Source organism: Sphingobacterium lactis (assembly GCF_011046555.1).
GTDB lineage: Bacteria > Bacteroidota > Bacteroidia > Sphingobacteriales > Sphingobacteriaceae > Sphingobacterium > Sphingobacterium lactis.
Map to the genome: position 1 here is coordinate 1,213,317 of NZ_CP049246.1, position 22,331 is coordinate 1,235,647.

Genomic DNA, 22,331 nt, shown 5'->3' on the forward strand with positions numbered 1-22,331 from the left:
TTGCCCAATACTTTGGTTAAGATACTGCTTTTTTCGTCGCAAAAAAATTGATTTAAACGTAAAATTTGTCAGTTATTAACTGTGTAGGTACCATTCCATTATCCCAAGTTTTGCCTATTGCCTTCCACATCGTTAAATTATGTTAATGGCATAGCGCTAAAGCTATACTTTACTAAATTTAACTTCATAAACTATACTAACCAAAATGACCATGAGCTATTCCAGAATGAATACGATCTTAGGCTGGGTCTGCGGCATAATTGCCTGCACAGTCTATATCCTGACTACCGAATCTTCCGTGAGTTGGTGGGATACGGGTGAATTTATCGCTTCCGCCTATAAATTGGAGGTTGTCCATCAACCTGGCGCCCCATTATTCCTTATGATCCAGAATATATTCTCCAATCTTGGTTTTGGCAATACGGAACGGATTGCCTATTGGATGAATTTTGGTTCTGCGGTATGCTCCGGTTTGACGATTGTTTTTCTCTTCTGGACCATAACCGCCCTTGCACGGAAACTGCTGTTGGGACAAGGTAACGGTACATCCGTTCAACATATCCAGATCCTTTGCGCGGGTGTAGTTGGTGCCTTGGCTTACAGTTTTACGGATACGTTTTGGTTTTCAGCCGTGGAGTCTGAGGTGTATGCGATGTCCTCCCTATGTACGGCTGTAGTTTTCTGGCTAGCGCTGAAGTGGGAGCGACGTGCGGATGAGGCCGACGCAAATAAATGGCTGCTATTGATCGCATTTGTCATGGGGCTATCCATTGGTGTGCATCTATTAAACTTATTGACCATTCCTGCACTGGCTTTATTGATCTATTTCAGAAAGGCAAAGTCCATTACTTGGCAAGGAGCAGCAAAATCTTTCGGCTGGGGAGTCTTGGTGCTTGCCTTGATCCTGTGGGGTGTCATCCAATATACGGTGCGTTTTGCAGCTTTTTCCGACCTCTTTTTCGTCAATACCCTAGGCCTGCCATTTGGCAGTGGCATAGCGGCATTTGTCCTGTTACTCATCGCGGCTTTGGTCACTGGAATAGTCTATTCCATTAAAAAGAATAAGCCGGTATTGAATCTGGCGCTATTGAGTTTGTGCTTTGTGTATTTTGGCTTTACTTCCTATACCATGTTATTGGTCCGTGCGCAGACCAATATATCCTTGAATAACTACGACCCCGATGATGCTTTTTCTTTTCTGAGCTATCTTTCCAGGGAGCAATATCAATCCGAACCCCTTTTAAAGGGGCCGACGTTTACCTCGCAGGTGGTCGGTGTTGAAGATGGTAAAACATACAGAAAAGATGAAGAGCGCTATGCATCCATCGATTTCGTGAAGGGATATTCCTACGATAAGCAGGTCCTATTTCCGCGGATGTACAGCAGCAAACATGCTGATTTCTACCGCCAGTATTTGGGATTGGGGGCCGATGAGTCACCAAGTTTTGTGGACAACATGAAATTTTTCTTTGGGTATCAAGTGGTGCACATGTACAGTCGGTATTTCTTCTGGAACTTTGTGGGTCGGCAGAACGATGTGCCGAGCCAGGGTGAAGGAACCGCCGGTAATTGGCTTTCAGGGATTGATTTTGTCGATGAAATCCGCCTTCCCGGTATAAGCTCTATTTCTGAAGATATGTGGGATAACCCGAGTCGAGCTACCTATTTTTTCTTGCCGCTCTTGTTGGGGATTGTTGGCATTTTGTGGCAGGTAAAGAAAAATAAACGCGATGCTGGCATTGTGGCATTGCTATTCTTTTTTACCGGTCTGGCCATAGTGTTATATTTGAACCAAACCCCCGTGCAGCCGCGCGAGCGCGATTATGCCTACGCAGGTTCTTTTTATATGTTCGCTATCTGGATCGGACTGGGCGTTTTGGGCGTGATGGATTTTCTGCAACGCCGCAGCAAGCTATCTGTACAGAAGATTACGTATGCGACTGCTGCTATCTGTATGCTGGCTGGACCGGTTTTGTTATTGAAGGAAAATTGGGTCGGACACGACCGATCAGGACGTAAGATGACACGTGAATTGGCTTTAAATACCTTGCAGTCCTGCGATCCAAATGCCATCCTGTTTACCTATGGCGATAACGACACATTCCCGCTGTGGTACTTGCAGGAAGTGGAAGGCATTCGAACGGATGTACGCGTGATCAATTATGGGTACCTCAGTTCGGATTGGTATGTGGAGCAGATGATGCAGGATATGAATGCATCAAAGGCAGTTCCGATCGGGTTCAGCTACGATAAAGTGAAGAAGGGGATCCGTGATGGGATTCATGTCTATGATATGGGCATCGAGGGCTATACAGACGTGGATATGCTCTTGAATGTGATGCTTTCCGATAGCAATGAGAATAAAGTACAGTTGCAGAATGGCAGTTATATCAATGTGCTGCCAACGCGGAAAATGCAGCTAAAGGTCGATAAGGACGCCGTATTGGCACATGTAGGCTTGCCTAAAGAATGGCAGGCCCATATTCCGGAGTATATGCAATGGGAGTTCAATGAGGACGTTGTCAGTCGGGCGGATTTGAGCCTGATGTCCATCTTGGTCAACAACAACTGGGAACGACCGATCTATTATACATCCTTTTCACCCAACAGCATTCACATGGGGTTGGATAAATACCTGGCTTCCGAAGGTTTGGTGAATAAGCTGATGCCGGTGGATGTCGGCCAGCCGAATGACCGCCCAAGCCTAGTGAATGCGGAAAAGCTATATGCCAACGCTATGGACAAATTCCAGTGGTCGGATATTAGTGATCTGGATTATTTTGATGTGGATTCCAATTTCTATTACGACAACTGGATCTATTCAGATGTGTACGAGAGCGGGATGTATGCACTGGTGCAACGGGGAGAGATGGGTAAGGCGAAGCAATTGGCGCTGAAGGCCTATGCATTCCAGCCGAAAAATGTGCGCAGTGCGCGACAATCGTTCTCCAATGTCGTCCTGTTGGATACCTTGGTGAAGGTAAAGGAAATGGATAAAGCTAAAATGCTAGCCACAAAGCATCTCAAAGCCATTGGGGAAAACTTGGATTATCAAGCTGCCATCCTGCAGAAAGCCAACACGGGCTATGATTTATATGCAATCCGGTTGGGAGTCGGTGCCTTGGAACAATACCTCCCGATTCTGAAGGAATTGGGGGATGAACAGCTGTTGGCTACGGCAACACAAATGGACAAGAAATATAAAGCTGTATTTATGTAAAATTGCTATACAGCACAAGCATAGCAAAAGAAAAGGAGGCTTAAAGCCTCCTTTCTTATTTTATCCTTTTTTAGCCTCCTTAGCCCAGGAGTCTTTCAGTGTTACTGTTCTATTGAAAACCAATTTATCGGCAGTCGTATGTTTACTGTCTAGGGTGAAATAACCCAAGCGAATAAACTGATACCCTTTTCCAACCTCGGCATTGGCCAAGTCGGGTTCGATATAAGCTTTTTCAATGATCTGCAGACTATCCGGATTGATGGATGCCTTGAAATCCTCGGCAGCTGCAGGGTTTTCATCTTGGAAAAGACGGTCGTACAGGCGTACTTCCGCTTCCTTGGCATGAGCAACAGATACCCAGTGGATCGTGCCTTTCACCTTGATGCCGGAAGTATCTTCTCCAGATTTGGAGTTCGGCGCATACTCACAGTAAACCTCCGTCACATTGCCTTGCTCGTCTTTCTTGAAGTCAGTACAGGTTACGATGTAACCATGTTTCAGGCGTACGGAAAGCCCAGGTCCCAAACGGAAGAACTTCTTCGGTGCGTCTTCCATAAAGTCCTCACGCTCGATCCATAGCTCCTTTGAGAAAGGGATCATGCGATTGCCCTCACCACCTTCAACTTCTGGATTGTTCTCTCCTTCCAATTCTTCAACCTGTCCTTCTGGATAGTTGGTGATCACCAATTTGATTGGATCCAACACGGCCATTCGGCGCCAAGCGGTCTTGTTCAGATCCTCGCGGATACAGAATTCCAATAAACTGACATCGATCATATTCTCACGCTTCTGGATACCGATCCGCTCACAGAAGTTACGGATACTTTCTGGTGTATATCCACGGCGGCGCAGTCCGGAAATCGTAGGCATGCGTGGGTCATCCCAGCTGTCTACTAATTTCTCGTTCACCAATTGCAGTAACTTGCGCTTGCTCATGACCGTATAGGAAAGGTTCAAGCGTGCAAATTCATATTGTTTTGAAGGGAAGATTTCTAACCTGTCAATCAACCAATCGTATAAAGGGCGATGCGGAATAAACTCCAGCGTACATACCGAATGGGTAATCTTCTCGATCGAGTCCGATTGGCCATGGGCAAAATCGTACATCGGGTAGATTGGCCATTTATCACCTGTACGGTGGTGGTCAGCATGCTTGATACGGTACAGGATCGGGTCACGCATGTGCATGTTCGGGCTGGCCAAGTCGATCTTCGCACGAAGAACCTTCTCGCCATCCTTATATTTCCCTGCACGCATGTCCTCAAATAACTGCAGGTTCTCCTCAATAGAACGGCTGCGGTATACTGTTGGCACACCTGGTTTTGTCGGCGTACCTTTGGAAGCAGCAATTTCCTCGGAGTTGCTATCGTCTACATAAGCTAGATCATGCTTGATCAGCTGTTTTGCATATTCGTATAAAGTATCGAAATAGTCTGAGGTATATAATTCCTCGGCCCACTGGAAGCCCAACCATTGAATATCTTTTTTGATGCTGTCTACGTATTCCACATCCTCCGTTACCGGATTGGTGTCATCGAAACGTAGATTTGTTTTGCCATTGTACTTCTGTGCTAAAGAAAAGTTCAGACAGATTGACTTTGCATGTCCAATATGAAGATAACCATTTGGTTCTGGCGGGAAACGGGTCAGGACACGACCGTCATTCTTCCCATTACGAAGATCCTCTTCGATAATCTCTTCAATAAAATTCAATGATTTTTCTTCTTCTACCATAACGCAAAGTTAGGTATTTCAACGATATATTAAATGCCTTTGCATGGAATGCTGTTTGTTTTTTTATCCGAATGATGGAAGGGCCCATCGATAGGCTATGGGTTACTCGGCATTTATATTAGCTGCGTATTTCACTTGGAATCTCCATCCTTCGAAAAAATCTGTTTACAATATGCAGATAATTAATTATTCACTATTAATTATAATGAATTCATATTAATTTAGGCTAAAATAAACATGATTATGAAATTGAGGATAGTATTCCTGATCTGCTTGTTGCTTCCGGTGCTGGCTTTTTCACAGAAGAAAAAGGGCTCGCCAAAGTTGCTGGTGTATGGATCGGATGTGACGGCGTGGAGTGCGGCAGTTCAGGCGGCGAAGTCAAATGTGGAAACGGTATTGGTGCTGGATTCTCCTTTCTTGGGGAAAGAGCTGACGGATGATCGCTTGGCCATTCAGCATGCATTGGCATTGGATGGCGGGCAGTGGATGTGGCTATTGATGGACATGGCGGGCAGTAAGAGCCGTTCGGATTCCGTGGCCACGATCACCAAGCGCGATTTCAATCCGCAATTGGCGAAGAATGCTTTGGAAAAATCCGTTGATGCGCAGGCCAATCTGACCGTTATCCCCAATCAGCAGGTAATCAAGGCCGACAAGGGTAGACGGGCGTGGGAAATTACGCTTTCCAACAGACAGCGTTATTCCGTGCTCAGTGTCTTGGATGCTAGCGTGGATGGAACTATTGCAAAATCAGCTGGCATACCTGTGGATAGCCTTTCGAAGGGATCCCTTACGGCCATGAAGGATGTGAACCTGGCCATCTCGCGGACAACAGTTGCTGTTGGTGAACTGGATCAACAGCCGCAGCTCGTTTTCTTGCGCGATCTGTTGCAGGGCGAAAAAGAAAATGTGCTGGATATTGGATTGATGCGCAGTATAGCCAAGTCACCAGAAAATATAGGTTTTCGTTCCGCATACGGGCAGGCATTGGGTGCAACGGCCGCGTACCTGGCTTTCTTTAAAACGACTAGCAAGAAAATCGATATCCGTAAATTGCAGGCGGAACTCTTGGCTTTTAATGTTCGCATGACCCCCTATGCCGATGTAGCTACCGATGATCGCGACTTCAAAGCCCTGCAGAAATTCTTTTTAACGGGCGTATTCCTGGGTAGGGAGGAGCAGGGTCAGTACGTGTTCGATCGGAAGGGATATGTTAAGTTTTCTGATATTAAGGATATTCTGAATGATATCTATACACGGAGCCAATTGTGGTTTCTCGACAATTACCGCGATGAAGAGATGACCTGGAAGGATGTCATCGGATTGATCAAGTTTGTGTCCTTTAAGGGTGATGAGGTGGAAAGACAGATTGAAAAGGATTGGAGCACAAAATTTAAATTTGAAGGCACGTATAAGCCGGAAGACAAGATAACCCGTGAACAGTTTGCCATCATCACGGATCTTTTCACGACTTCGTTCGCAAAGGCGATTAACCTGGATGGGACCTTCGTCAAATAGAAGGGAACCATAGGATAAATAAAAGGACAGCCCCTTTACCGATCTGGTAAAGGGGCTGTCCTTTTTCTTTCGAATGGGATATCCTATTTATAAGCGAATACCTGACCTAGGTTTTCGTTGGAATCAAACGTTGTATCCAAGTCGATCAATTGACCGGTACCGATGTTGATGACCATACCATGAACCGCTAGTTCAGCGCCATTTTTCCATGCGTTTTGAACGATGGACGTTGTTGTCAGGTTGAATACCTGTTCCTTAACGTTCAATTCGATCAACCGGTTGACTTTATCATCGTGGTTCTCGATGGCATCAATTTCAGCAGCATGTAAGCGATAAACATCTTTGATGTGGCACAACCAATTGTCGATGATTCCGTATTGCTGGCTGCTCAAAGAAGCAGCAACACCACCACAGCCGTAATGGCCAGCTACGATAATGTGCTTTACCTTCAATACATTCACCGCATAGTCAAGCACTGCCAACATACTCATGTCGGAATGCACGCACATGTTTGCGATATTACGGTGTACAAATACCTCTCCCGGCTTTTTACCGGTCAATTCATTTGCAGGAACTCGGCTATCCGCACAACCAATCCATAACACTTCAGGAGCTTGCCCTTTAGCAAGTTGTTGAAAACGTCCGCTCTCATCTTTGCTGACGAAGTCCATCCAGTCTTTGTTACCTTCTAAAATCTGATTAAATCCAAGTTCTAATTCTTTTTGTCCCATTATATATTTTGATTTAATGTATGGCCAAAAATGACCATACAAGTTTCTACATTATTTTTAAATTAATTAAACTACTTTTTGAAGTTTTTGTTTGCGTGGCATCATTCTGCGCTTGTACGTGACATCATTCAGTTCGATATCCAAGCCCTTGCTCAGTGCATTCTGCTCGAAATCCTTGATGACATCAATGACATCCTTGTCGATAAACTTACTCTTTTGTCCATCGATAACAATGGATTTCACGCTTTTTGGCAAGTTATACAACTTTTGCTGAATAGGCGCCTTATTTAAGAAAGAAACCTCTTCTGCCAAAGTAATGACTGCGGTTTCGCTTTCATCACTTTTTGAAGGTGTGATGTTCAAGTGGTATGCATTGTGCATGTTCGCACGAAGGATGTAGAACGTTGCTACAACAATACCGATACCAACACCTGTCAATAGATCCGTGAATACAACCGCCGCAACAGTAACCACAAATGGAATAAACTGATCCAATCCTTTGGTCAACATCTGCTTGAACAGCGCTGGCTTCGCCAATTTATATCCGGTGTGCAATAGGATAGCTGCCAAGCCCGCCAATGGAATCAAGTTGATGATGCTTGGGATTGCCAATAAAGCAACCAATAACCATAGACCGTGCAACATTGCCGATTGTCTCGTACGGCCGCCCGCATTGGCATTTGCCGAAGAACGAACGATAACCGACGTCATCGGTAGACCACCCAAGAAACCGGAAGTCATATTACCGATACCCTGAGCCAAAAGCTCTCTGTTTGTCGGTGAATTACGCTTCAATGGATCCAGTTTATCTACAGCCTCGATGCTCAAAAGCGTCTCCAAACTCGCAATGATTGCGATGGTAAAGGCTACGATCCATACTTCTTTATTGAAGATCTGCGTAAAGTCAGGGAAGATAAACAAGCCCTTGAATTCAGCGAATGAGTTCACTACGGGAATGGATACAAAGTGATCCGGATTTAGAGCCAATCCAGTTCCCTGGAATGCAAAACCCAATCCAACACCCAATAATACGACGATTAACGGTGCTGGGATTTTGTTCAACTTCTTGATGTTCGGCCAGAAAATCAAAACGGCCAAAGAAAGGAGACAGATAATGGTTGCTCCCCAGTTTACACTGGAAAGGATCGTGCTGGTAAAGGCTGCCATTCCGCCGTTCTCAAAATCGAACGGGTTGGCTTCCGTCATACCGAAAGCTAAAGGGATCTGTTTCAAGATGATCGTGATACCGATAGCGGCAAGCATACCCAAGATCACGGAAGATGGGAAATAGTTTCCGATCATTCCCGCCTTAACGATACCCAGGATAACCTGAATAACACCGGCCAGCAATACAGCAAGAATAAAGGTCTCGTAGGCACCCAATTGCTGGATGGCACCAAGAACGATTACCGTCAGACCTGCTGCAGGACCACTGACGCTCAGCGGGGACCCGGAGATCGATGCGACAACAATACCACCAATAATACCTGTTAAAATACCGGCGAATAATGGCGCGCCGGAAGCCATTGCAATTCCCAAACATAATGGCAATGCCACTAAGAATACTACAATACTTGCTGGGAAGTCATATTTTAAGTCCCTTTTCGAGAGTTTAAGAAAAGCGGACGTACGTGTACCAAACATATACTTATTTTTATAAGATTTTTAAATTCAACGATTAATGTGCTCAATATGCCCATTAAGACGCTCCTGGGGAGGTCAGAAAATGGCATAGAAATTCCATGGGTGTTGAATTACGCGTTTGGAGGCGGGGTGGGGACGGTAGGGTCGAATGCACAGATGCACTTCTCGTTCTTGAGGTAGTGCTTTACTTTTCCGGCATTCTCAACAGTTGGGTTGAAGGCATAGAAATCAATCGCATCGGGTTTGAAGATCTTAATTGCAGATTCGTGCAGATCTTCATTATTGCTGTTGTTTCCTTTTGCCGTGTTCTCAATTTCCAGTTGCATCACCACTTGAAGGACCGTGCCCTTATCAAGTACGTCTACAAACATAGGGGTAATAGAAATCAGCATCTTCGTGAAGAAGATGAAGAAGCATAGCTTCGCCGCTAATATTCTATTATTTTTTGAAAACATGGTTGCCCTTTAATTATAAACTGAACAAAAATAAAATTTAATTTCAAAAAAAATCCTTTTTTAGAATTTTATTATGAAAAAATTACAAAAGTCGTGCCTTTTATCTGATTTCTTAATATTATGGTAATATAAGTTTCTTTGATTTGTTCAGATGAATAATTATATCTTTATTTTTATTTTCAAAGATAGCAAGTAACGCTTAATCGTATGAAAGACCAATTTATTGCGAAGATTACATCTTCATACATTCCCAAGGGGGCATTTATCCAACTTGGGTCAGGCATCCTGAACGGTGAGATTGTCACCGACGCTAAAGTCAATTTAGCATTAAAGATGATGAACCGTCACGGTCTCATCGCCGGTGCGACCGGTACAGGAAAGACCAGGACGCTGCAGTTGATGGCCGAACAGCTGTCGGATGCGGGTGTGCCTGTATTCATGTTGGATGTCAAAGGGGATCTATCTGGCCTTGCCGAAGCTGGCAAAACGAATGATGCCCTTTTGGAACGTGGAAATGCCGTGGGCATTCCTTTTGTGCCTGCAAGCTTTCCCATTGAGCTTTTCTCGCTGTCAGGTAAACTGGGTGCGCCGATGCGCGTGACGGTGGAAGATTTTGGACCTGTGCTGCTGGCCCGTATCCTCGACCTCAACGATACCCAAGCCGGTGTCCTGAGTGCCATTTTTAAATATGCCGCAGATACTCAATTGCCGATCGTGGACTTCCAGGATCTCAAGAAACTGTTGAGCTACCTGTCGGAAGGCCCCGGTGCCGAGGAGATCAAAGCCGATTACGGTAAGATCTCGACCGCCAGTGCAAATACTATTCTTCGGAAAATCGTAGCCATCGAGCAGCAGGGGCTGGCCCATATCTTCGGGGAAAAGGAATTTGATATCCAGGATCTGTTCAATAAAGTGGATGGAAAAGGGGTCATTACCCTGTTGAATATCTCGGACATCCAGGATCAACCTTTATTATTTTCCACCTTCTTGTTGAGCCTTCTGGCGCAGCTATTCAAGAACTTACCGGAGGTTGGCGATTTAGACCAGCCTAAATTGGTGTTTTTCTTTGATGAGGCACATTTATTGTTCAATGGAGCATCGAAGGCGTTTATGACACAGATCGAGCAGATCGTCCGCTTGATCCGTTCAAAGGGTGTGGGTGTTTTCTTCTGTACACAGGCGGCCACGGATATTCCGGAGTCGGTTCTGGGCCAGTTGGGGAACCGGATTCAGCATGCCCTACGGGCATTTACGCCGAATGACGCGGAGAATTTGCGCAAGACGGTAAGGACCTATCCAACTTCGGACTTCTACGAGATCGATAAGGTACTGACCTCTTTGGGAACAGGGCAAGCCCTGGTTACGGTTCTGAACGATAAGGGGATCCCGACGGAAGTGGTAGCGACACATTTGGTGCCGGCACGCGCTGTCATGGGACCTTGTTCACCGCAGTTATATCAGGAGTTGCTGCAGCAGTCGGAATATACCGCAAAATATCAGGAGCGGGTGGAGCGACGGACAGCAGCAGAGATTATTGATGAACGGATGCAGACCCATGCCGCGAAAGAAGAGGCCGAGGAAGCACGTAAGGAGGCTGAAAAGGCAGCAAGCAAACCTGCATCGTCACGCTCCCGCCGGCAGACGCCAATGGAGGCCGCAAAGAATCAAGCAAGCCGCACGTTGGCACGCGAAGGAGCAAAGCTGTTGGGCAAGATTGCAACCGGAATCCTGAACTCCATCTTCAAAAAGAGATAATTTATAAAATAGTATATTTGCGTACTCTAACAACATAAGACTAAAAATATAATTATGGGAAAACCAACTTTGGTAGTTCTGGCAGCAGGTATGGCCAGCCGTTATGGTTCTTTGAAACAGGTAGATGGCTTTGGACCTCATGGAGAATCGATTATTGATTATTCTATTTACGACGCTATCCGTGCTGGATTTGGAAAAGTAGTTTTTATTATTCGCGAGGAATTTGAACAGGTAATGCGTGAAAAATTCGACGCAAAGCTTGCCGGAAAAATAGAGGTAGCTTATGCCTTCCAAGATTTCGATCTGCGCAAATTTGGTGTAGATAGAGATATTGAGCGCACAAAACCGTGGGGAACAGCCCATGCCGTAATGAGTGCAATGAAAGAAGTGGATGGCCCTTTCTGTGTGATCAATGCTGATGACTTCTATGGAGCAGACGCTTTCCAGAAAATGGGGGAGTTCCTAACTTCGGAAGTTGATGACAACCATATGTCCCTGATGGGCTTTGAGTTGGGCAATACCATGTCCGATTATGGATATGTGTCACGTGGCGTTTGTGAAGTGAATGAGCAGGGGCACATGAATTCCGTAACGGAACGTGTGAATATCTATTACGATAAAAATGATAACGGCGATAAAAAGATCGTTTTCGAAGAGAATGGCGTTAAGCATGAATTACCGGCAGATACGCGGGTATCCATGAATTTCTGGGGCTTTACTCCTAAGGTGTTCGAAGTATGTATGAACCTATTTCCGACCTTCGTTGAAGAGAATGCCGATAATCCGAAATCGGAATTCTTTATCCCTACCATCCCAGATTACATGGTGAAACATGGTCTGGCAGATTTTAAGGTTATCCCGACATCGTCGAAATGGTTTGGTGTAACGTATGTAGAGGATAAACCTATCGTACAGGAAAGCATTTCCAAATTGGTTGCTGATGGGGTATATCCTGAGAAGCTTTTCTAAGGGGAAGTCAATCAAGAATTTTTAGTTGTCCCTAGCAGGGAGCAACGCTATATAAACCAATTAATACATGCATAACGGATGTATTAATTGGTTTTTCCGCTTTATGGACAATCACAACATAAACAGAAATGGCAGGGAATTTCCCCGCCATTTCTGTTTTACGCTACTTTTCGCAATATTTAACTTTTAATCTTTAGCTGATGCGTAAAATAATGGTGGTTTTAGGCGCTATATTGGGTGGTATCTTGGTATTCGCAGCGGTTTATTTCGCTGCCGATGCTGTGCTATCCAGGATCAAAAGGGGGCATGCCCACGAGGAAAAGGATGGGCTCATTACAGCATATGTGCTTTCCAATGGCGTGCATACGGATATCGTTCTCCCCATCCGCACCGAATTTCGGGATTGGACTACTGTTTTTCCATTGGCACACACCAAGGGGAAGGCACAAGATCACCGTTATATCTCGATAGGTTGGGGCGATAAGGGGTTTTACCTCAATACCCCGGAATGGAAGGATCTAACCCTAAAGACCGCCCTGATTGCCGGGCTTGGCATTGGCGAAACCGCACTCCATGTCACCTACTATAGGAATATGGTCGAGGATGAACACTGTTACAAGGTCCTGATCGATCGCCAACAGTACCGCGTGCTTGAGCAGTACATTCTGGATGCCTTGGATAAGGACCAGGACGGCAATCCCATCCTGATTGAAACCCAAGCGCAATATGGAGACGATGATGCGTTCTATGAAGCTAAAGGCGCCTATAGCTTATTCTATTCCTGCAATACCTGGACAAATAACGCACTGAAGAAAGCAGATATGCCCTCCGGTATATGGACTGTTTTTGATAAAGGAATTCTTCAGCATTACCGATAATAGTTAGGTATTTTTTACATTTTGTAAAAAATATTTGTCATTGTGTAAAGTTTATTTTACTTTTATCAAACAAATTATAAACACAGTATGAAAAAAATTCCATTATTGCCCGGATATTTCCGATGGATCGGGATAGGGCTGATTTTTCTTTCTTTCGTTTTCTATTTATTGATGCAGTGGTCGGAGAGCAATGCTTTTTTTATGGACACCTTTGTCATCTATTCGGATATTCCGCTGAACAGTGAAATCGTATTTATGAAGATGAAGCGTATGGAAATGTCATTGACGTTATTGCTCGTCCTGTTGATGGGTGGGCTCGCGTGCATTGCATTTGCTAGGACGAAGATTGATGACGAAATGATCAACCATATCCGCCTGTACAGCTGGATGTGGTCCGTAATCGCCATGATTGGCCTCGGTATTATTTTTAGTCTCTTTATTTTTGGGTTGACCTACCTCTCCTTTTCGCTATTTTTTGGGCATGTGTTCCTGGTCTTGTTCATCATTATTTTCTATACCAATTATTTCCGATTGGCACGCGGGGGAGGTGCCGAATGAAGAATACGATTAAAATCCACCGGGTAATCAAGGGGTATTCCCAAGAACAGTTGGCCAACGCCGTACAAGTCAGCCGGCAGACCATTAATGCGCTGGAAGCTGCGAAATATGTGCCATCCACAGTGCTGGCCCTCAAGCTATCCAAAGTGCTGGAAAAAAATATAGAGGAGCTATTCCAATTGGAAGACACCGATTAATCACGGTTCCGCTATAGATCTCAGCCAGGAGTTCAGCCAAGATCTCCACCACATGTCCACCTTTCTATCGCACATCTCCAATCTCACATCTCATATCTCCCCAAAACAAATAAGCCCGATTTCCTAAAAAATCGGGCTTTTTTGTTTTGGAGTCCAGCGACTACTTAACTTCTTCGAAGTCTACATCCTGTACATCATCGGCACCACCACCTTGGTTTCCGCCGTTGTTGTTTGCCTGTCCGGCGTCACCTTGAGGTTGTTGCTGACCCGCACCTTGTTGCGATGCAGCGTACATTTCCTCAGATGCTGCGTTCCATGCGGCTTCCAATTCAGTAGATGCAGTATCGATGTCCGCGAAATTTTTCGCTGCGTATGCCGCTTTCAATTTCTCAAGACCTGCGTCGATAGCAGCTTTCTTATCTGCTGAAATCTTATCGCCATATTCTTTCAACTGTTTTTCAGTAGAGAATACCAGCGCATCAGCTTTATTCAATTTATCAACTTCTTCTTTTACCTTTTTATCGGCTTCAGCATTTGCTTCCGCTTCTTGTTTCATCTTTTTCACCTCCTCGTCAGAAAGACCTGAAGAAGCTTCGATGCGGATGTTCTGCTCTTTATTGGTCGCTTTATCGATCGCTGATACCTTGATGATACCGTTTGCATCGATATCGAATACCACTTCGATTTGCGGGATACCACGTGGTGCCGGTGGAATATCCGTCAATTGGAAACGTCCCAATGTACGGTTCTGTGCAGCCATAGGGCGCTCACCTTGCAATACATGGATCTCTACCGATGGTTGGTTGTCCGATGCAGTGGAGAAGGTCTCCGATTTGCGTGTCGGGATCGTCGTATTCGCTTCGATCAATTTGGTCATCACACCACCCATAGTTTCGATACCTAGAGAAAGAGGAGTTACATCAAGTAACAATACGTCTTTCACTTCACCTGTCAATACACCACCTTGGATTGCAGCACCCAATGCAACAACCTCATCCGGGTTAACACCTTTGGACGGATCTTTACCGAAGAATTTCTTCACGGCGTCTTGAATCGCAGGGATACGGGTTGAACCACCTACCAAGATTACTTCATCAATATCAGATGTGTTGTAACCTGCATTTTTCAATGCGGTACGGCAAGGCTCAATGGTACGCTCGATAAGTGGGCCTACAAGGTTTTCGAATTTAGCACGTGTTAAATTGCGTACCAAGTGTTTCGGACCTGTAGCATCAGCAGTGATGTATGGCAAGTTGATCTCTGTAGATGTTGTGCTGGACAACTCGATCTTTGCTTTTTCAGCAGCTTCTTTCAAACGTTGAAGCGCCATCGCATCTTTTCTCAAGTCAAGACCACCATTCTCATCAGCGAATTCATCCGCCAACCAGTTGATGATAGCGTTATCAAAGTCATCACCACCTAAGTGTGTGTCACCGTCGGTTGCTTTTACTTCGAATACACCGTCACCCAATTCCAATACGGAAACGTCATGTGTACCACCACCACAGTCAAAAACAACGATCTTCATGTCTTTGTCTGCTTTTTCCAAACCGTACGCCAATGCTGCTGCGGTAGGTTCGTTGATGATACGCTCAACTTTCAAACCAGCGATCTCACCGGCTTCTTTGGTTGCTTGACGCTGCGCATCGTTGAAGTATGCAGGCACCGTAATTACAGCGCGGGATACTTCTTGTCCCAAGTAATCTTCCGCCGTTTTCTTCATTTTTTGAAGGATCATGGCTGAAATTTCCTGTGGGGTATATTTACGGTCGTCAATTTCTACGCGTGGCGTATCGTTGTCGCCCTTTACTACTTTATAAGGTACTTTAGCGATTTCGTTCTTCGCTTCTTCATACGTAACACCCATAAAACGTTTAATGGAGTATACCGTTTTATGTGGGTTTGTGATCGCTTGACGTTTCGCAGGATCTCCAACTTTACGTTCTCCACCTTCTACAAACGCAACAATGGAAGGTGTTGTGCGCTTACCTTCATTGTTCGCAATAACTACTGGCTCGTTACCTTCCATAACGGCAACACATGAGTTCGTAGTTCCTAAGTCGATTCCTATAATTTTTGACATATCTTGTTTTGTTATCTTATTAAATGTTTAATCGTTTCCTTCTACTTAACAACGCTTATGCCAAACGGTTTTTTTTAATTTTTTGGCGCGAATTCGGCACGAATTACCGGCAAATGTCATGGGTTCGTGACATTATGTCATTTTTTCAATCTTATTGGAATTATATGTATTTTTGTGAAAATTATTCCAACATGACTTTTGACGAATACCTGAGTTACTTCGAGGATATCTTAAACAATACAGAAGCACACGAAGCATACTCAACTAACGCTGACTATTTAAATTACACCAAATTAAATTGGTCCCGCATGAACAGATGGTTAAGAAAATTTGAACCATCCGCAGAAATGAAAGTTTGCATCGATAGCATCAAAGACCCGCAGCACTGGATCCTGATTACGGAGCCGTGGTGTGGAGACGCCGCGCATTCTGTAGCACAGATCTATCAGATCGTAAAAGATAACGAGTACATCGACTTGGATATTCAATTGCGCGATACGGAACCTTTCCTGATCGACGATTATCTGACCAATGGCGGTAAATCCATTCCGAAATTGATTATCCGGAATGACGTAGGTCATGATAAAGCTATTTGGGGACCTCGTCCGGCTGCCTCCCAGGCTTTGTTCGAAAACATGAAGGCCGAAGGCAAATGCATGGAAGAGATCAAGGAAGCCATCCAACGGTGGTACAACGAGGACAAAGGAATCGAAATCCAAAAAGAATTGATCGAACTTTTGGCTGAATACAACAGCTAAGGAACGTCTTTGCACCAAGATAACCCGGCGGCCCCATCAAGGCCGCCTTTTTTATGGCTTGCGTTCCCTAATTTGGGTACTGCTGAGGCTTGAGGTCGCCCAGGACCTGCTTCGCACCCTTCAACTGGTAGATGTACCAATGCCGAATGACCCGGTTGCCACGTCGCTGTTCGAGAGTCTTGTGCAAACGGATTTCTTCGAAAAGATCCGCATAAAGGGCTACGGGATCCCGAAAGGTGTTCGACGGGGCAATGTAATAGGCATTTTCATGTTGCTGTATGGGTGGCTCCGTCAGGTTCAGCCAGGCAAACTTATGGATGTCGGTCAGTTTCCCGATCGCAATCGTCCGGATGCCCAACGGTCTGGCGATATAAAAATAATAATGCCCAGCGGGGTACCAATTGTCCACCAACAGCACATCTTCCGCCCGCATAGCTCCCTGCTGTATATCCGCCGAGCGGACCTGGGCAAATTCCTCCATCAAGTCCTGCCAACCGAACATATCCAGCGTCACATCACCTTTGCCCAATTCCTCGGCATTGGCGGCAGCAAAGAGGTTTCCCGGATACCACTTGATGGCCAGAACGGCCAGCAGCATCACCACCAAAGTAAAACTCAGCTGCAGGTTGAGGATCTTCCGGATCTTGGGGATGGAATTGAGTTCCACCCGACGGTCGATCCAAAATGCCGATATCAACATCAGCGCAAAGAATCCGGCGCCACTCCAATGCGGTAGGGTCTGCCGGAAGAGGGATAAGCCCATGGTCAGCGCGATAATGGGCAACGAGCAGCACAACAACAGCAGTATGCTCTTTGGAGAGAGCCCATAGATCTTCAGTCTATTCTTGAACAGGAGCACCAAAATCACGACGTACAGGTAGACCAGGAAGGGGTTGTTGTAGAACAACTGACCGAAGAACGCCTGGGCAAAGAAATCCCAACGGAATCCCGAATCGAGGATATTTACGCGCTCGCCGTGGAATTTCCAGGTGATGAACTCATGCTGATAGTTCCAGACCAGGATGGGGAGGATGCAGATGCCGGTGATCAACATGCTGAAATAGAAATTCTTCAAACCGAAAAAGCGCCGGTCGAATATCAGAACGTAGGCGAAAAAACCAACCCACAGACTGATGGCGTGTACCTTGCTAAGGCAGGCCATGCCAATCCATAACCCCAATAGCAACAGTTGATTGTTCTTGGTCCTGCTGTCATCGGCATTGACAATACACAGCATACTCCAAAGGGACGCCAGCCAGAACGTATTGGCCACCGAATCCGGTAGGATAAACAGGCCGGAAATAATACTGGAATACAGCGATGCCGTATAGAGGATTGCGGCGATCAATCCCGCCCGGGGACTCATCAGCTGACACGCGATCCGTGCGATCAGCCAAGTGTTGAAGGCCGATAGAGCAATTGCACCCAAGCGCATGGAAAATTCATTGACCCAATGCAGGTTGAGGGTAAAGAACCGAATCACCAAACCCACCATCGGCGGATGGTCGAAATGATTCCAGTCCAGTTGTTGGGCATAGGTGAAGTAGTAGACCTCATCATTACCCAATTCCATAAAGCTCGCGAAGATACAGCGAATGACCGTGGCAACAATGATGAGCCAGCGCAGTTTTATTCTGTATTCATTTTCCATCGTTAAACGTGAATATGAGATTAGCCGAAAAATTCCAGACAAAGACCATCCCGATGGCCAGCAGCTTGCTGAAATAAAAGTTAAGTTTTAATTTCTGGTGGAATAGGTAGAGGAAGAGGGTGTTCAAGGCCAAGCCGATGCAGCTGATGGTCAAGAAATGCAGGAATTGTTGTAGGACCTGTGGGTTCTTGTTGGCAAAGGTCCAGATGCGGTTCAAGATATAATTGTTGAACACGGCCACCGTGAATCCAATGCCATTGGCAACGAATTTATTGATATGGAGCTTTTCCTTGGCGATCCAGGTAAGGAGAAAGTCGATCCCCATCCCGATCAGGCCCACAAGTCCGAATTTCAACGCGCTAAGGAGTAATTTCCACATCATCAGATCCTGAAATTGTTGGGGAATTGAATGACGGTAAACTTGTTGTCCGTGTAGTACGCCAACAGCACGGCATATAGACAGGTGAAACCCATGCCCAACATGGATCCGAACCAGACATCATCCCAAAAGTGTTGGCCAAGGTAGACCCGGGAATAGCCGGTCAAGCAGGCCAAAACGAAAGCAAGGAGACCAATTTTCTTGTTCTTGGCAAAGAACGCCAAGGTGGCGGCCAGCGCAAAAGCAGAAGTCGTATGCCCGGAAGGGAATGCGTTGTGATGAGCCATCGGCATCCAAGACAGGGCATGGAAGGTCGGGTCATCCTGCAGGAGATAGCCCGGGCGGTAGGCCTGAAAGGTTTTCTTCAATAGGGAACAGATCAGACCCGAACCGATATATGTAACGGCAATCGCCACGCCCAACCGGCGCGACCACACCAGAAAGCAGACCAAGGCGACGGTCATCACAAACAGCCCATCGCCAAACTGCGTGATTACGGTGAAAAAATAATCAAAGAATAAAGAATGATTGGAATTGGTAAGCTGGAAGGCCTGTATATCCGGACGAGAGAAAATATAGCCGCTCAGGATAAAATACCAGGCCAGAAAACAAACGATGAAACCCCTGTTTTCGGAAAAGAGCTTTTGAATACGATTCATCAGGTTAACCTTAAAAATGATTTGTTGAGTTAAAATTAAACTTTCCATGTTATCGGAATGTTAGGTAATGAGGCTCAGTACTTTAAATATTTGTTACCAAATTATAATGAGAACCTAACCGATACTGGAGGAGACCTAATCTGAACGGAAAATAACAGGAGAAACCACCCCCCCAAAAAAAAAGTATTTGCAGCAACAGAGAAGTTGGCAAACCGGGGAGGCGAAGTTACTTAAATCAACACAACAGCGTGCCGGTGCCCAACGCCGGACCTTGTCCGAGGTGCGTCCGAGGTGCGGGCGTATTCCAACCGAGGTGAGACCGTCCTATAGACACGCTCTCACCACGCTCTCACCACGCTCTGACCCCGCTCTGACCACGCTCTCATGTCGGACAAGGTCCTGTCTTGTCCTTATATAGCTATACAAATTATTGGATTAATTCTGAATTGATTATACAGGCAAATTTGGTAATACTATATGTACTATACAAACTCTTTCTGCACTATTGGATATTTTTTCGGTCTCCATCTCTTTCTCAGCGCACCTGACCTCATATGTGCCTGTTCAGGTGTGAGGTAATCACAGCTCGCGTGGGGCCTTAGGTTGTTGTATACCCTGATGTTCTCCCTGATCTTTCTTGTGGTCTCCCTCAGGCCACTCTGTGATGCGTAGAGGTCAAACTCCGCCTTCAGTATGCCGTTCACCCTTTCGGCTATCGCATTCTCATAGGGATCCCCGTTCTCGGTCATGCTGACCCCGATCCCGTTGGTGCGTAGGATATCCACATAGCCTTTGCTACAGTACTGCGAACCCCGATCGGAGTGGTGTATGAGTCCCTTTCCCGGATACTGCCTCTGCTGCAGTGCCATCTGCAGGGCATCGATACATCCCTGTGCCGAGAGGTCGCCCCTGAACGCCCAGCCCACTATCTTTCTGGAATAGGCATCGGTGACCAGGCTCAGATATCCCCAGCGCCGGTTGAGCTGTACATAGGTGATGTCGCTTACCCAGACCTGCTCGGGGCGCTCGACCGCAAGTTCCTTTATCAGGTTTCTGTACTTCTTCATCCAGTGCCGCGAATCGGTGGTGACCGCCTTCCTCTTCCTGACCCTGATCTGTAGGGAATGCTCCCTCATCAGGGCGAAGAGATAGTCGCGGCCGATCCTGATCCCATGTTTTTGCAGGGGGCCGGCGAGCATATGGAGCAGCTTCCGGGTACCGATCCTCTTCTGTTCGCTGCGTATCCGCAGCACGTGCTGCAGGATGATCTCGTCCTTCAGTCCGACATCCTGCACCCGCCACTGGCGGTCATAGTACGCATGCCTTGTTCTGCCAAACAGTCCGCAGATCAAACGGATCCCCATTGCTGGGGATTCCTGTTTGATCTTTACGACCGCTTGGCACCAGACTTTTTTCTGATGTCGATCTTGAGCTGTTCCTCGGCAATATCGATCATGGTATCCAATGCCCTGATCTTCAGGTTTGCATATTCCAGGGCCTTCTTCAGGGCCAGGATCTCTGCCTCTTTGGGGTCTACGGGTTTCTTGTTGGCCATATCATCGGGTTCTGGGGAACTAAGTTCGGTATTTTCCCCCTTATATTCCCTGACCCATCTGGAGACCGTACCGCAGGAGATATCAAAGGTGTTCCCCGCCCGGTAGGCGCTCATCCCGTCCTGGACCGCCCTGATCACTGAACGCTTCAGCTCGGTGGTATACCGCTTTGCCCCAATGGGCTGTCGCCCGAACTTCTTCATCCAGCGGATCAGGCTCACTTCGGAGACACCGTACTGTTCCATCAGGTCCCGGCGGGGGACCCCAAGTTCGATCTGATCCAGCATGTGGAGGATCAAACGCTTGTCGAATGGCTGCTTCTTACTGGTCCGCTCAGCGAACTCAAACTCTCTTTCTATTGTTTCCATACACTTTGTTTTTGTGTATAGCTTTTTTAGGATTGGACATCCACAGGTGATGTGGAAGATTTTTTTGATCTTTTCACGCTGAGGTAACGATGGAAAGCTATAGCAAACCTACTGCAATACGTTTACAAGCTAATAGGTGAATTTTGGTGATAAAGCGTTATATTCGGGTATGAATATTGAAGAATTGCGAGAATATTGCATCAGCAAGAAAGGAACGACCGAGGAAGTGCCATTTGGGCCCGATACGTTGGTGTTTAAGGTCGTGGGCAAGGTTTTCCTGCTGGTTGGTCTGGATCAGGTCGATACGCTATCCTTCAATGTGAAATGTGACCCGGAATATGCGGTGGAGTTACGCGAGCGCTATGAGCATACCGTCCTGCCGGGGTATCACATGAACAAGAAGCATTGGAACACGGTGCATGCAAACCGGCAGATCGATGATGGCGAGCTGTATAAATTGATTGACCACAGCTATGCGCTGGTGGTACAATCACTTCCCAAGCGTAGCCAGGAAGGTTTGCTGGATTAACCTGTGATGCCAAGGGATATCTTCACCTCTTCCTGAAAGCTGCCGCCGACCGGGATTTCCTGGTCGCCGATCCAGATGGCATGCCGATCCAGTTTCGTGATGGCTCCCGTATGGATGACATAGGAGCGATGTACCTGCAGAAATTCAGGGCCGCCCCATTCCGATAGGAATTCCTTAACGGTCATTCTGCCGAGCACCTCCCGATCCTCCAGAACAAAGCGTAGGTAATTGCCTACCGCCTGTATATACTTGATTCGTTGCAGTTCTATTTTAACCTTTTGATAACCATCCTTCACAAAGAAAGAGGGATTGGTATCGATGATCCCCTTCAGCTCCAGCAATTCCTTCGCACGGGCACATGCCTTCTCAAATCGCTCCAGAGTATAGGGCTTGAGCAGGTAATCCACTGCTTCCAGTTCAAAACCCGATAGCGCATATTCCGTATAAGCTGTAGAAAAGATCGCCAATGGTTTCTGTTCCAGGCTTTGGAAGAGATCGATGCCGTTCATGTCGGGCATCCGAACATCCAGAAAAATGAGCGCGATTTCCTCCGCCGCCAGATAGGCCTTGGCCTCATGGGGGTTCAGAAAGGTGCGTTCCAGATTCAGGTAGGGGACCTGCTGGGCAAACCTTTTCAGGATATCCAGGGCTAGGGGTTCGTCGTCGATGGCTATGGCTCGGATCATGAT

Annotated in this window: 20 protein-coding genes; 9 read left to right on the forward strand and 11 right to left on the reverse strand. The window is 46.3% G+C overall.

The annotated features are described in order from the left end of the window. The first annotated feature begins 211 nt into the window (after positions 1–211). Complete coding sequence (locus G6N79_RS05300; RefSeq protein ID WP_160003648.1) at positions 212–3,220, forward strand: glycosyltransferase family 117 protein; 3,009 nt, start codon at positions 212–214, stop codon at positions 3,218–3,220. Between the two features lie 60 nt (positions 3,221–3,280). Here the strand turns inward: G6N79_RS05300 and G6N79_RS05305 are convergent, their stop codons facing one another. Beyond that, positions 3,281–4,954: a glutamine--tRNA ligase/YqeY domain fusion protein gene (locus G6N79_RS05305; RefSeq protein WP_103905406.1), complete on the reverse strand. Its 1,674-nt coding sequence runs from the start codon at positions 4,952–4,954 to the stop codon at positions 3,281–3,283. A 243-nt stretch (positions 4,955–5,197) separates the two neighbouring features. Here G6N79_RS05305 and G6N79_RS05310 point away from each other — a divergent pair, with 243 nt between their 5' ends. Continuing rightward, the gene (locus tag G6N79_RS05310; RefSeq protein WP_160003646.1) at positions 5,198–6,475 is read left to right on the forward strand and encodes an FAD-dependent oxidoreductase; all 1,278 of its coding nucleotides are present in this window, start codon (positions 5,198–5,200) and stop codon (positions 6,473–6,475) included. Between the two features lie 83 nt (positions 6,476–6,558). Here the strand turns inward: G6N79_RS05310 and G6N79_RS05315 are convergent, their stop codons facing one another. The 3 genes from G6N79_RS05315 to G6N79_RS05325 all read right to left on the reverse strand — a co-directional run bounded on the left by G6N79_RS05315 (position 6,559) and on the right by G6N79_RS05325 (position 9,305). Beyond that, on the reverse strand, positions 6,559–7,206 hold the full coding sequence (locus G6N79_RS05315; protein ID WP_103905404.1) for a carbonic anhydrase: 648 nt from the start codon (positions 7,204–7,206) through the stop codon (positions 6,559–6,561). Between the two features lie 66 nt (positions 7,207–7,272). Then, complete coding sequence (locus tag G6N79_RS05320; protein WP_103905403.1) at positions 7,273–8,850, reverse strand: SulP family inorganic anion transporter; 1,578 nt, start codon at positions 8,848–8,850, stop codon at positions 7,273–7,275. Between the two features lie 110 nt (positions 8,851–8,960). Then, complete coding sequence (locus tag G6N79_RS05325; protein WP_103905402.1) at positions 8,961–9,305, reverse strand: hypothetical protein; 345 nt, start codon at positions 9,303–9,305, stop codon at positions 8,961–8,963. A gap of 207 nt (positions 9,306–9,512) precedes the next feature. Between G6N79_RS05325 and G6N79_RS05330 the strand changes: the two genes are divergently transcribed. The 5 genes from G6N79_RS05330 (at position 9,513) to G6N79_RS05350 (ending at position 13,662) form a co-directional block, all read left to right on the forward strand. Continuing rightward, on the forward strand, positions 9,513–11,060 hold the full coding sequence (locus G6N79_RS05330; RefSeq protein WP_103905401.1) for a helicase HerA-like domain-containing protein: 1,548 nt from the start codon (positions 9,513–9,515) through the stop codon (positions 11,058–11,060). Positions 11,061–11,114: 54 nt separating this feature from the next. Beyond that, positions 11,115–12,029: a sugar phosphate nucleotidyltransferase gene (locus tag G6N79_RS05335; protein WP_103905400.1), complete on the forward strand. Its 915-nt coding sequence runs from the start codon at positions 11,115–11,117 to the stop codon at positions 12,027–12,029. 200 nt (positions 12,030–12,229) lie between these two features. Further along, entirely contained in the window at positions 12,230–12,907 is a 678-nt protein-coding gene (locus G6N79_RS05340) for a TIGR02117 family protein (protein ID WP_103905399.1), read from the forward strand. Positions 12,908–12,994: 87 nt separating this feature from the next. Then, complete coding sequence (locus G6N79_RS05345) at positions 12,995–13,465, forward strand: hypothetical protein (protein WP_103905398.1); 471 nt, start codon at positions 12,995–12,997, stop codon at positions 13,463–13,465. After that, on the forward strand, positions 13,462–13,662 hold the full coding sequence (locus G6N79_RS05350) for a helix-turn-helix transcriptional regulator (RefSeq protein ID WP_103905397.1): 201 nt from the start codon (positions 13,462–13,464) through the stop codon (positions 13,660–13,662). Before G6N79_RS05345 ends, G6N79_RS05350 begins: the two co-directional genes overlap by 4 nt. A gap of 160 nt (positions 13,663–13,822) precedes the next feature. Here G6N79_RS05350 and dnaK read toward each other — a convergent pair whose 3' ends face one another. Further along, complete coding sequence (gene dnaK / locus G6N79_RS05355; protein ID WP_103905396.1) at positions 13,823–15,745, reverse strand: molecular chaperone DnaK; 1,923 nt, start codon at positions 15,743–15,745, stop codon at positions 13,823–13,825. 191 nt (positions 15,746–15,936) lie between these two features. On the opposite strand from dnaK, the gene G6N79_RS05360 reads away from it, so the two are divergent. Next, positions 15,937–16,503: a thioredoxin family protein gene (locus tag G6N79_RS05360; protein WP_103905646.1), complete on the forward strand. Its 567-nt coding sequence runs from the start codon at positions 15,937–15,939 to the stop codon at positions 16,501–16,503. Between the two features lie 67 nt (positions 16,504–16,570). On the opposite strand, the gene G6N79_RS05365 is transcribed toward G6N79_RS05360, so the two are convergent. The 5 genes from G6N79_RS05365 to G6N79_RS17520 form a co-directional block, all read right to left on the reverse strand. Beyond that, positions 16,571–18,154, reverse strand: a complete 1,584-nt coding sequence (locus G6N79_RS05365) for a glycosyltransferase family 39 protein (protein ID WP_103905395.1) — start codon at positions 18,152–18,154, stop codon at positions 16,571–16,573. Next, positions 18,144–18,536, reverse strand: coding sequence for a GtrA family protein (locus G6N79_RS05370; protein ID WP_234993157.1), 393 nt, complete (start codon positions 18,534–18,536; stop codon positions 18,144–18,146). Before G6N79_RS05370 ends, G6N79_RS05365 begins: the two co-directional genes overlap by 11 nt. Next, entirely contained in the window at positions 18,536–19,192 is a 657-nt protein-coding gene (locus tag G6N79_RS05375; protein ID WP_160003643.1) for a phosphatase PAP2 family protein, read from the reverse strand. The genes G6N79_RS05370 and G6N79_RS05375 overlap by 1 nt, the downstream gene beginning before the upstream one ends. Positions 19,193–19,674: 482 nt before the next feature. After that, positions 19,675–20,556 carry an IS3 family transposase gene (locus G6N79_RS05380; protein WP_164527197.1) on the reverse strand — a complete coding sequence of 294 codons (882 nt, stop codon included), beginning with the start codon at positions 20,554–20,556 and terminating at the stop codon, positions 19,675–19,677. Positions 20,557–20,579: 23 nt separating this feature from the next. Further along, entirely contained in the window at positions 20,580–21,113 is a 534-nt protein-coding gene (locus G6N79_RS17520; RefSeq protein ID WP_206517946.1) for a transposase, read from the reverse strand. 169 nt (positions 21,114–21,282) lie between these two features. Here G6N79_RS17520 and G6N79_RS05390 point away from each other — a divergent pair, with 169 nt between their 5' ends. Further along, positions 21,283–21,642 (forward strand): MmcQ/YjbR family DNA-binding protein, encoded by a 360-nt coding sequence (locus tag G6N79_RS05390; protein WP_103907922.1) that lies wholly within the window; start codon positions 21,283–21,285, stop codon positions 21,640–21,642. Here the strand turns inward: G6N79_RS05390 and G6N79_RS05395 are convergent. Then, complete coding sequence (locus G6N79_RS05395) at positions 21,639–22,328, reverse strand: LytR/AlgR family response regulator transcription factor (protein ID WP_103907923.1); 690 nt, start codon at positions 22,326–22,328, stop codon at positions 21,639–21,641. The genes G6N79_RS05390 and G6N79_RS05395 overlap by 4 nt on opposite strands. Positions 22,329–22,331: the final 3 nt, after the last annotated feature.